At 64.2% G+C, this 8,124-nt stretch carries 8 protein-coding genes and 1 pseudogene; 2 read left to right on the plus strand and 7 right to left on the minus strand.

Annotated elements, in window-relative coordinates; translation table 11 throughout:
- Together EOA36_RS38365 and EOA36_RS19690 are read left to right on the plus strand one after the other, a co-directional pair.
- A pseudogene (locus EOA36_RS38365) lies at window positions 1-179 on the plus strand (amino acid ABC transporter substrate-binding protein); the annotation flags it as partial.
- Between the two features lie 206 nt (window positions 180-385).
- Window positions 386-1,789, plus strand: coding sequence for an FAD-binding oxidoreductase (locus EOA36_RS19690; protein WP_127279049.1), 1,404 nt, complete (start codon window positions 386-388; stop codon window positions 1,787-1,789).
- Window positions 1,790-1,806: 17 nt separating this feature from the next.
- On the opposite strand, the gene EOA36_RS19695 is transcribed toward EOA36_RS19690, so the two are convergent.
- The 7 genes from EOA36_RS19695 to EOA36_RS19725 all read right to left on the minus strand — a co-directional run.
- Window positions 1,807-2,607: an ABC transporter permease gene (locus EOA36_RS19695; RefSeq protein ID WP_127279050.1), complete on the minus strand. Its 801-nt coding sequence runs from the start codon at window positions 2,605-2,607 to the stop codon at window positions 1,807-1,809.
- Window positions 2,604-3,476, minus strand: coding sequence for an ABC transporter permease (locus tag EOA36_RS19700; protein WP_127279051.1), 873 nt, complete (start codon window positions 3,474-3,476; stop codon window positions 2,604-2,606). The genes EOA36_RS19695 and EOA36_RS19700 overlap by 4 nt, the downstream gene beginning before the upstream one ends.
- A complete protein-coding gene (locus EOA36_RS19705; RefSeq protein ID WP_127279052.1) occupies window positions 3,473-4,576 on the minus strand; it encodes an ABC transporter ATP-binding protein in 1,104 nt (367 codons plus the stop codon). Before EOA36_RS19705 ends, EOA36_RS19700 begins: the two co-directional genes overlap by 4 nt.
- Before the next feature lie 76 nt (window positions 4,577-4,652).
- Complete coding sequence (locus EOA36_RS19710; protein ID WP_127279053.1) at window positions 4,653-5,678, minus strand: ABC transporter substrate-binding protein; 1,026 nt, start codon at window positions 5,676-5,678, stop codon at window positions 4,653-4,655.
- A 53-nt stretch (window positions 5,679-5,731) separates the two neighbouring features.
- Window positions 5,732-6,730: an AraD1 family protein gene (gene araD1, locus EOA36_RS19715; RefSeq protein ID WP_127279054.1), complete on the minus strand. Its 999-nt coding sequence runs from the start codon at window positions 6,728-6,730 to the stop codon at window positions 5,732-5,734.
- Between the two features lie 32 nt (window positions 6,731-6,762).
- A complete protein-coding gene (locus EOA36_RS19720; RefSeq protein WP_127279055.1) occupies window positions 6,763-7,542 on the minus strand; it encodes an SDR family oxidoreductase in 780 nt (259 codons plus the stop codon).
- 11 nt (window positions 7,543-7,553) lie between these two features.
- The coding region (locus EOA36_RS19725) for a dihydroxy-acid dehydratase (RefSeq protein ID WP_189553277.1) at window positions 7,554-8,124 on the minus strand (571 nt) is incomplete at its 5' end.

The raw sequence follows: 8,124 nt of genomic DNA on the forward strand, positions 1-8,124 counted from the left end.
GCCTGATCAAGGATGGCAAGCCGATCCGTTACGAAGGCGTCATCGGCCCTGTCGCCTTCGACAAGTTCGGCGACATCACCGGCCCGTTCCGGCTGTGGAAGATCGTCGACGGCAAGGTGACCACCGACGGTGAAATGACCACCGACGATGTCAACGCCCTGCAGGCCAAGCTTCGGTGAGCTGGACAGTACTTCCGGCATCAACCGCGTTTCTTCGCGATTGATGCCGGCATCGCCTGGCCAATATCGCTTGCACGGCGCGCCATCACGAATAGGATCGGCCGGCTGCAATTGAAGGATGCGAGCGTGTTGGACAAGGGTACCCATCGGGCCGTCCGGTCGGTGTATGCGGGTGACGCGTTTTGCCACACGGGCGCCTGAGCCCGATGTCGCCTGAAACACAACGACTTCTGTCCGCGCTTGGCGATCGGCTGGGCGCGGGCGGCGTGCTCGCCGGCTCTGATGTCGACCAGCGCTACCGTGACGATCCCGACGGCAAGCTTGGCTCGCTGCCCGAAGTGGTGCTGCGTCCGCGCGATACCGTTGGTGTGGCGGCAGCACTCGCTGGCTGCAACGCTCTCGGTCAGTCGGTCGTCATCCAGGGCGGGCGCACCGGACTGGCCGGTGGCACACGTGTGCAGCCGGGCGAGATCGTGCTGTCGCTGGAGCGGATGACCGGGCTTGCCGCCACGGACATCCAAGCCGCCAGCATTATCGCCGAAGCCGGCGCCACGCTGCAGGCGGTGCAGGAGGCGGCCGACAACGCCGGGCTGATGTTCGGCGTCGATATCGGCGCGCGCGGTTCGGCCACGGTCGGCGGCAACATCGCCACCAATGCCGGCGGCATCCGCGTGCTGCGTTATGGCATGTACCGGGCGCAGGTGCTGGGGCTGGAAGCGGTGCTGGCCGATGGCAGTGTGCTGTCCTCGCTGAAGGGCCTGTCCAAGGACAATTCCGGCTATGATCTAAGCCAGCTCTTCATCGGCGCGGAAGGGACGCTTGGCGTCGTCACCCGCGCCGCGCTCAGGTTGCATCCGAAGCCTGCCTCCGAGGTGAACGCCTTCTGCGCGCTGCCTTCGCTCGATGCAGCGATCGCCTTGCTTGCGCTGCTGCGGCAAAAGCTCGGCCCGCTTTTGTCCGCCTATGAGGTCAACTTCGCGCCGCTCTACGACGTCATGGTTGCCAGCATGGCCATGCCGGCGCCGCTGCCGGCTGGCTCACCCGTCTATGTGCTGGCCGAAATCCAGGGCAGCGAGCCGGATCGCGACAGTGAGCGCTTCGCCGAAGTCTTGATGCAGGCGGTCGAGGACGGCGTCGTTGACGATGTGGTCGTCTCGCAATCGCCGCGCGAATTCCGCACGCTGTGGGATGTGCGCGAAGACGCCAACCGCGTCCTGTTTTCGATCAAGGGCCTGATCGGCGTCGACATCAGCATCCCGCTGGCGCGCATGGGAGCGTTCCTGCAGGAAGCGGATGCCGCCATCCATGCCGTCGATCCCGGCGCCGACATCTATGTCTTCGGCCATCTCGGCGACGGCAACCTGCACTATCAGGTCCTGACGATGGATCCGGCGGCGGCCTATGGAATCATCTATCGCGGCGTGGCGGCGGCCGGAGGCGGCGTGTCGGCCGAGCATGGCATCGGCCTCGACAAGAAGCAGTGGCTGCATCTGGTGCGCAGCGACGCCGAAATCACTGCGATGCGGCGGCTGAAGTCGGCACTTGATCCGAAGAACATCCTCAATCCAGGACGAGTCTTCGATCTCGGCCCGGCTGCTTCTGCCGGATGATCATCCTGGCTTAAACCTCAATTCCGTTCCGTCGCCATCTGCCTGGGAATGAGAAAACGGGCGGCGAGCACGCAGAGCAGGACAGTGAACATCAGGATCAGCGCCACCAGCGCGTTGATGTCGGGCGAGAAGCCAAGCCGCATCATCGCCCACAGCCTGACCGGCAGCGTGCTTTGCGTGCCGGTGACCAGGATGGTGATCATCGTCTCGTCGAACGACAGAGCGAAGGCCAGGATGGCGCCGCCGACCATGGCGCTCGACAGGTTCGGCAGGATGACGCGCCAGAAGGTCTGCCAGCCGCTGGCACCGAGATCGTAGGAGGCCTCGACCAGCGTGCGGCTCATCGACTGCAGCCGCATCAGCACGGTGCGATAGACGATCGCCAGCACGAAGACCGTGTGGCCGATGACGACGGTCAGCAGCGAGCGTTCGAGGCCGATCTCGCGAAAGAAGATCAGCAGCGCCAGGCCGCTGATGATCGGCGGCATCAGGAATGGCAGGAAGATGATGAATTGCAGAACCGAACGGCCTGAGCGGCGGCCGTGATAGTAGAGCGCCAGCAGCGTCCCGCTGACCACCGACAGGATTACGGTGCAGACGCCGACGACCAGCGTGGTGCGCAGGGCGGCCAGGATGTCGTGGTTCCCCGCCAGCGCCACATAGGTCGAAAGGGTCGGCGACGACCAGTCGACATTGCCATGTGAAACGATGAAGAACGACGACACGATCGGCACGAACAGCGGGCTGTAGAGCAGCACCGCGACCAGTGACGTGATCGCGGCCAGGAAGATGGTGGACGGCCGGGGCAGCGCACTCATACCGACGTCCCCCGGCTGCGTCCGAACCGTTCACCGATGAGGATGGCGGCGATCACCACGATCGCAAGCGCCACCGACAGCGCCGCGCCGAACGGCCAGTTATAGGCGGTGCCGAACTGGCTGTAGAGGATGCGGCCGAAGGTGAAGCCGCTGATCCCGCCGACCATCTGCGGCGTCAGGAAATCGCCGATCGCCAGCACGAAGACGAAACTCGCCGCCGAGGCGACGCCGGGCAGGCTGAGCGGCAAGGTGATGCGCAGGAACGTCTGCAGGCTGCTGGCGCCCAGATCGTCCGAGGCACGCAGCAAGGTCTGCGGAATCCGCTCCAGCGAGAGGAAGATCGGCAGGATGGCGAAGGGGATCAAAAGCAGGCTCAGCGTCAAAAGGATAGCGTTCATGTTGAAGACAAAAAGCGTCGACGGCTGATCCAGGATGCCGAGCGCCACGAGCGCCTTGTTGAGGAAGCCGTTGAGGCCGAGGATGCTGCGGATCGCATAGATCTTGATGACGTAGCTCATCAGCAGCGGCACCAGGAGCAGCATCAGCAAGGCGTAGCGCCACCGTCCTTTCAGCGTCGTCAGGAAATAGGCGGCGGGATAGGCGAGCAGGATGCAGATCACCGCCACCGACACGCACAGCACGATGGTGTTCCAGAACACCGGCAGAAAGATCGGGTCGGTGAAGAACCTGACATAGTTGCCGAGCGTCGGTGCATGGACGATCGTGCCCTGGTCGACGCTGAAGAAGCTGTAGACGAGGAAGATCGCCAGCGGCACGAGGACGAAGATCACCGGCAAGGCGAAGGCCAGCACCGTCACCAGCCGCGACAATCGCCGTTCCGCCGCCTGTGTCGACCCGGCTCCGCTCATGCCAGCACCAGATGGCCTTCATGCGGCGCAAAGCAAAGCGAGACCGTCTCGCCTGATTTCAAAATACTGCCGTCGATCCGACTCGGCATGCGCAACCGCAGGCGCTGAGCGGCGTTGTCCGCGCCCGCCATGATCGTGGCAACCGTCGACGAGCCGGCAAAGGCCAGATCGGCGATGACGCCGGAAAAGCGGTTGTCGCCATCATTGGCATCAGCAAGACGCAAGGCTTCGGGACGGAACGCCGCGAAGGCGCTGGCGCCGTCGGCGGCGGCCTTGAGATGCGGCTGGCCGCTGACCGAGCAGACCAGGCGGCCAAGCGCGGTCTCGATCGGCCGCTGCTCGCCCTGCACGGGACCGAGCTTTCCGGCCACCAGGTTGTTCTCGCCGAAGAAGCGCGCCACGAACTCGCAATTTGGCTTGTAGTAGAGCTCATGCGGCGTGCCGAGCTGGCGGATATGGCCGGCCTGCATGACGCAGATCCGATCGGCCATGCCGATCGCTTCTTCCTGGTCATGGGTGACGAACAGGAAGGTGGTTTTGATCTCGCGCTGGATGGATTTCAGGAATTCCTGCATCTGCCGGCGCAGTTCGAGATCGAGTGCCGCCAACGGCTCGTCGAGCAGGATCAGGCGCGGCTGGCAGATCAGCGCCCGGGCGAGCGCGACACGCTGGCGCTGGCCGCCGGAAAGCTGCGCCGGAAAGCGGTCGGCGAAACGTCCGAGCTGCACAAGTTCGAGGGCTTGCGACACACGGCTTGCGATCTCCTTGCGCTTGATATGGCGCACCGAAAGCCCGTAGCCGACATTACCGGAGACGGTCATATGCGGGAACAGCGCATAGTCCTGGAACACGGTGTTGAACGGCCGCTTGTTGATCGGCATGCGGCTGATCTCCTGGCCGTCCAGCCGGATTTCGCCGGCGGTCAGCGGCTCCAGCCCGCCGATCAGCCGCAGGACCGTGGTCTTGCCCGAACCCGACGGTCCAAGAACGGTGAGGAACTCACCGTCCCGGATCGACAGGTCGATGTCGTGCAGCACGGGAACCGTGCCGTAGGATTTCGAGACGGACCGCAGCGTCAAGAGGTCGGTGTTCTGGTTCATGGAATATTCTCGCATACGCTTCGGCGGTCCGGAACGTCCGGACCGCCGGGTCCTTCGAGGTCAGGCGCGGAAAAGATCAGGGCGTCGCCTTGACCTCATTCCACATGTCCGAACGCTTGAGCGGATCCTCGACATTGTTGAGCCAGACCAGCTTGTCGTTGCCGCCGGCGCTGCTCGACTCGACCACGGTGTTGCCGAAGCCGGTACGCTCGGAAAGCTCGCCGCCGATCTTCTTGCTCAGCATGAAGTCGATCCACTTCTCGGCCGCCGCATTGTCGCGGACACCCTTGGAGATCACCCAGTTGTCGAGCCAGGCAAGCGCGCCTTCGCTCGGGTTGACGTAGGCGACATGGGCGCCGATCTTCTGCAACGCCTTGACCTGCTGCTGGCCGTAATTGGCCCAGATCAGGGCGACGTCATTGTTCTGGTATATCTGCTGCGCCTCGTCGGCGGTGGTGTAGAAGCTCAGCACATTGCGCTTGAGTTCGACCAGCTTGGCCTTGACCGCCGCCATCTGCTCCGCATTGAGGTTGAACGGATCCTTGTAGCCGAGCGTCAGCGCGGTGAAGGAGAAATTGTGCTCGCCATTGTCATAGGCGAGGATCTTGCCCTTGTAGGCCGGATCCCACAGCACCGACATCGAGGTCGGCGCCGGCTTGACCTTGTCCGTGTCGTAGATCAGCCCGATGGAATCGAAGCAGAACGGAATGCCGTAGACCTTGCCGTCCTTGGTGTCGCCGCTGACCTGCGACAGATCGCGGAAGCGCGGCAGCACGTCCTTCTGGTTCGGCAGTTTCGTGATGTCGATCGGCGATACCAGATCAGCCTTGATGTAGCGCTGCAACTGGGCGGTGTTGACGGCGAAGACATCAAAGTCCTGCCCTTCGCTGCCTTTGATCTTGGCCCAGATCTCGTCATCGCTGCCGATGAAGACGACGTCGACGCCGATGCCGGTGGCGGCGGTGAAGTCTTTCACCCAGTCCGGGTCGGCATAGCCGTCCCAGGCCAGCACGCGAAGGTTCGCGGCCAGCGCCGCCGATGTCATCAGGCCGATGCCAAGCCCGATTGTCGCTAATCTCAGAAATGCTTTCTTCAGTCCCATTTTTAATCTCCCATTGTCGTTCTGGTGGACCGTAATTTCCGGGGCTTTTGCCGTCACAGCTGGGTGACGGCGACCAGTCCCTCGTCCGGCACCGACACCATCCGGTTGCGCAGCGGCTTGCCGAATGCCTGTGCCTGGATTTCATACTCGTCGCCGGAAGCCGTCTTGATACCGGAGGCGTAGCTCATCACCGCCGCCCCGAAGAAATAGGCGTGCAGGTCGCCCGCCCTGCGGTGCATGGGGTAGCGGAAATGGAAATGTTCGAGATTGGCGATCGAGTGCGACATGTGCGCTTCGCCCGACAGGAATTCCTGTTCCCAGATGACCGCGCCGTCGCGCAGGATGCGGGAATGGCCGCGCACTTCTTCGGGCAGGTCGCCGATCAAGAGCTCCGGACCGATCGAGCAGGAGCGGAGTTTCGAATGGGCGAGATAGAGGTAGTTCTCGGCCTCCGTCACATGGTCGGAATATTCATTGCCGAGCGCATAGCCGATGCGATAGGGGCGGCCATCAGGCCCATTGAGGTAGAGCCCGACGATCTCGGCCTCCTCGGCACCGGCGCGTGCGAAAGCCGGCATGGGCAGATCGGCGCCGGGCGGCACGACACAGGTGCCGACACCCTTGAAGAACCATTCGGGCTGGATTCCGATCTTGCCGGCGCCGAGCTTGCCGCCTTCCAGGCCCATGCGGAAGATCTTCAGCGAATCCGATTCCTCGGCGTCCTCGCCATGGGTCAGCACATGCATCTTGTCGCGCGCGGCGGCACTTCCGGTGTGGGTCAGGCCGGTGCCGGTGACCAGGAAGCGTGCCGGCTCCGGGTGGTCGACGGGAGCGAGCACGCGGCCATCGCGCAGCAGTTCGCCATAGTCGACCGTGGCCGCACCCGTCCGCTTCTCGACCAGCGCCGTGATCGATGCACCCTGGGCAATCGCCGCTTCGGCGAGTTCCAGCACGGTGCTGGTTTTGTCGAGCGGATGCAGGCGGTTGCCGTCATCGGAAACCCGGCCGACCCGCCTGCCGCCATCGGGCGTTGTGTACTGTACCAGACGCATGAAATACCCTTCTTCCTTTGAGGCTGTACCGGTCACACCCAGCCAGCATCGACGATGAACTGCTGGCTCGTGCACATGCGGCTGTCGTCGGCGGCGAGGAACAGCGCCATGCGCGCGATGTCGGAGGGCTGCAGCCGGTCGGGCAGGCACTGCCTCTCGTCGATCTGGCGTTCGCCGGCCGGGTTCAGCCACAGGCTCATCTGGCGCTCGGTCATCACCCAGCCAGGCACCATGCAGTTGACGCGGATGCGCTCGGGGCCGAGTTCGCGGGCCAGCGCCCGCGTCATGCCGTACACTGCCGCCTTGGCGGTCACATAGGCGGGGCAATCGGGATCGCCGACCATCCAGGTGATGGAGCCGAAATTGATGATCGAGCCGCCGCCCTGCGCGCTCATCTGCGGGCGCACTGCCTGGGCCGCGAAGAACTGGTGGCGCAGATTGACCGCCATGCGGTCGTCCCAATACGCCACCGTCACATCCTTGGTCTGGTGGCGGTCGTCATTGCCGGCATTGTTGCAAAGCGCCTGGATCGGGCCGTTGTGCTGCATCGCCTCCACGGTCGCCGCCTGCAGCTGCTCGACATTGCGCAGGTCGCAGGGAATGAACAGCGGCGCGGCATGCCCCTCGGTCACGATCGCATCGACCAGGCGCCGCGAAGGCTCCTCGGCCAGATCGGCGAAGGCGACGCGGCTGCCTTGCGCGCAGAAATGGCGCACCAGGCTTTCGCCGATGCCGCTTCCGCCACCGGTAATGAACACGCTGCGGCCCTTGAGGCTGGGATAGGTCGCGTAGCTGCCGATCTGATCCGTCATCGCGCGCCTCTCTAGTGGGAATGCCGGGGGACGCCGGCATCGCGCCGGCCGACGAGAAAGTCGAAGTCGCAGCCCTTGTCGGCCTGCAGCACGCGCTCGACATAGAGGCTCTGGTAGCCGCCCAGCGGTGGCGTCGGGGGCTTCCAGTCGCGGCGGCGGATGGCCAGTTCTTCATCCGACACCAAAAGCTCGAGACGACGGCCGGCAACGTCGAGCTCGATGAGATCGCCGTCACGCACCAGGGCAAGCGTGCCACCTGCCGCGGCTTCGGGCGCCACATGCAGCACCACCGTGCCGTAGGCCGTGCCGCTCATGCGCGCGTCCGAAATGCGCACCATGTCGGAGACGCCTTCTCTAAGCAGCTTGGCCGGCAGCGGCATGTTGCCGACTTCTGCCATTCCGGGATAGCCGCGCGGCCCGCAGTTCTTCAGCACCATCACCGAGGAGGCATCGATATCCAGTTCCGGATCGTCGATGCGGGCGTAGTAGTGCTCGATATTCTCGAAGACGACGGCCCTGCCGCGATGCTGCATCAGCTCGGGCGTTGCCGCCGACGGCTTGATGACCGCTCCGTTGGGCGCC

Source organism: Mesorhizobium sp. M8A.F.Ca.ET.021.01.1.1 (genome assembly GCF_003998025.1).
In the GTDB taxonomy this organism is placed as follows: Bacteria; Pseudomonadota; Alphaproteobacteria; order Rhizobiales; family Rhizobiaceae; genus Mesorhizobium.

Excerpts from the sequence above, each read along its gene's own strand:
- EOA36_RS19690 (WP_127279049.1), top strand. The coding sequence starts at position 386 with ATGTCGCCTGAAACACAACGACTTCTGTCCGCGCTTGGCGATCGGCTG.
- EOA36_RS19695 (WP_127279050.1), bottom strand. The coding sequence starts at position 2,607 with ATGAGTGCGCTGCCCCGGCCGTCCACCATCTTCCTGGCCGCGATCACG.
- EOA36_RS19700 (WP_127279051.1), bottom strand. The coding sequence starts at position 3,476 with ATGAGCGGAGCCGGGTCGACACAGGCGGCGGAACGGCGATTGTCGCGG.
- EOA36_RS19705 (WP_127279052.1), bottom strand. The coding sequence starts at position 4,576 with ATGAACCAGAACACCGACCTCTTGACGCTGCGGTCCGTCTCGAAATCC.
- EOA36_RS19710 (WP_127279053.1), bottom strand. The coding sequence starts at position 5,678 with ATGGGACTGAAGAAAGCATTTCTGAGATTAGCGACAATCGGGCTTGGC.
- araD1 (WP_127279054.1), bottom strand. The coding sequence starts at position 6,730 with ATGCGTCTGGTACAGTACACAACGCCCGATGGCGGCAGGCGGGTCGGC.
- EOA36_RS19720 (WP_127279055.1), bottom strand. The coding sequence starts at position 7,542 with ATGACGGATCAGATCGGCAGCTACGCGACCTATCCCAGCCTCAAGGGC.